The organism is Burkholderia sp. E168m23 (assembly GCF_016586125.1).
Classification (GTDB): domain Bacteria; phylum Pseudomonadota; class Gammaproteobacteria; order Burkholderiales; family Burkholderiaceae; genus Burkholderia; species Burkholderia orbicola.
The window spans coordinates 1-2,140 of sequence record NZ_BCPP01001103.1; the positions used below are offsets into that span (position 1 = coordinate 1).

At 65.1% G+C, this 2,140-nt stretch carries 2 protein-coding genes and 1 pseudogene; 1 reads left to right on the top strand and 2 read right to left on the bottom strand.

Features of this window, described 5'->3' with window-relative positions; all coding sequences use genetic code 11:
- Both JMF90_RS34530 and JMF90_RS34535 read right to left on the bottom strand, forming a co-directional pair.
- Positions 1 to 288: pseudogene (locus JMF90_RS34530) on the bottom strand (penicillin-binding protein 2); the annotation flags it as partial.
- Positions 289 to 708: 420 nt separating this feature from the next.
- Positions 709 to 1,056, bottom strand: a complete 348-nt coding sequence (locus tag JMF90_RS34535) for a DUF3564 family protein (protein WP_011547844.1) — start codon at positions 1,054 to 1,056, stop codon at positions 709 to 711.
- A 653-nt stretch (positions 1,057 to 1,709) separates the two neighbouring features.
- Here JMF90_RS34535 and JMF90_RS34540 point away from each other — a divergent pair.
- A partial coding sequence (locus JMF90_RS34540; RefSeq protein WP_201326112.1) for an SDR family oxidoreductase occupies positions 1,710 to 2,140 on the top strand: 431 nt, incomplete at its 3' end.

The following is a 2,140-nucleotide window of genomic DNA, read 5'->3' on the forward strand; positions in this document are numbered from 1 at the left end:
ATAGGTCGACAGGCTGACCGCGAGCATCGCGCCGTTGCGGTCGACGATGCGCCCGCGCATCGCATCGAGCTCGATCGTGCGCTGGTAGCGCTTCTGGCCCTGACCGACGTAGAAATCCTGGTTCGCGACCTGCACCCAGAAAGCGCGCGCGATCAGCGCGGCGAACGCGAGGAACACGACGACCACGATCAGCCTCGAGCGCCACATCGGCAGGCGCGACGCGAGCATCGGATTCTTGGTCGCCGCCGCGTATGGATCGGCAGGGTGGGTCTTCTTTTTCACGCTCATGCAATGGCCGGGTCGGGCCGCCGGGCGGCGGCGGGTCAGTCTGAATAATGCGATTGTAATAAAGGAGTAAACATCGTGTGGGGAAAGTATGTTCCGGCCCTTCAAAAAGGCGAAGGTCAGGCCATCTGGAACAGGGGAAGGGAAACGGCAGGAAAGGTGGGGCCAACGCGGGATTCGGCGGCGGCGGATGAGGACGAAACCTGCGCGATCATCGCATGCCGATTCGGGCAGGCGGTTCGGGATATCGCTCGCTCGCGATCGCCCGTGGCGCGCGATCAATTGCCCGCACGCCGGTTATTTCTTTAATCCATAAAATGAAAAGCGCCTCGAACCGAGGCGCCATTATTGCTGAATATCGAAATGAATATCACTGCTACCGGAATAAACCCGAAAACCGTAGACGATTGATGTCAATAATACCTATCGGGCAACGGAAATAAATTCCCGGTATTCCGGCTGGGTCGTGCAGGTATCGACCGCCTGCAGGCGCCACGCGCCGTCGGGGTGCTCGCCGGCGAGCACCGCGGGGCCCTGTTCGCGGCGCATCGCATCGAACGACAGCCCCTTCAACTGACAGACGGCATTGCCGCTGTCGGCCGCGCACAGCGCCATCGCGCCTTCGACGTCGCGGATCTTGCCCCAGGTCGGAAGGTCGATGCCCTGATGTGCCTCGCGCGACCACAGCCCTTCGTCGGTATCGACCCACAAGACCGCGAAGGAATGCCGGGTTGCCGATTCGCTGCCATTAATCCGAATGGTGAGGCGCATTGGATCGTCTCCTGAAAAAGATGACACATTCGACCGTTTTGACTTGAACAGTCTAGATAGACTGGTGTGAAACGCAAGTGATAATCCGCAATAAACCCGGATCGAGTCTATTTCCGTTTCAGATGAAACGATGTCTGACGATTCATGGTCATTCCCGAGGCGTCAGCCCACGCGGGCGATAGCGGCGACCAGCGGTGGCCGGGCCGGCGCGCGCGGAGGCCCAGACATGGGATGACAGGGCCGCCGGCCGCGTCGATCGGTCGCGCGCCGACCGATCGACGGAAAGCGGGGCGAAGGACATGCTCTGGCGCTCCTCGGATGCAGCCGGACCGAACCTTTCAGCGTGTTGACGCGGCGGCCGGCACGACACACTCCGACAATCGCGTACAAATCGGCACACTTTCACGAAACTTTCGGGACAGACTTGCATGCGGTCGGGCCCCACACTGGGAACTTCCCGATCCTGTGCCGCGGACGCCGGTCCGCGCCGGCTGCCGCCGCCTCGTGCCAGAGCGCGATCGACGCGATCGCAGGCCGCACGCCGGATCGGGAGGCGCCGGGGCGCGCGTCAGCCCCGGCCCGGCCGGTGAGCCGTGCGCCGCCCGCAACCGCGGGCACCGCGCCGCCCGGCCGACTCTTCGAAGGAGACTATCGTGCTGATCTGGAAAACCGCGTTGTCGCTCAACTGGCGGACGAGCCTCGTGTCGCCGGCCAGCGCACCGGTCGCGGCGGCGAACGTGGGCCGGCTGGTGCTGACCGGCGCGACCGGCTTCATCGGCAGTACCGTGCTGACGGCGCTCGTCAATGCGGGGCTGCTCGAACGCATCGTGTGCGTCGTGCGCGCGCAGGACCGCGGCCATGCGGTCGCGCGGCTGCGGGAAGCGGCGTTGCGCGCGGGGCTCGCGCCGTACTGGGCGTCGCGCCTGACCGATGCGAACGTGATCGTCGGTGCGCTCGGCGACGTGTGGCACGGCGCCGATGCGCCGCGCCTGGCCGGCGCGACGCACGTGATTCACTGCGCGGGCCATGCGTCGCCGGCCGACGGCGCGCATCTGCAGGCCGACATCGCCGACGCGGTGCACTT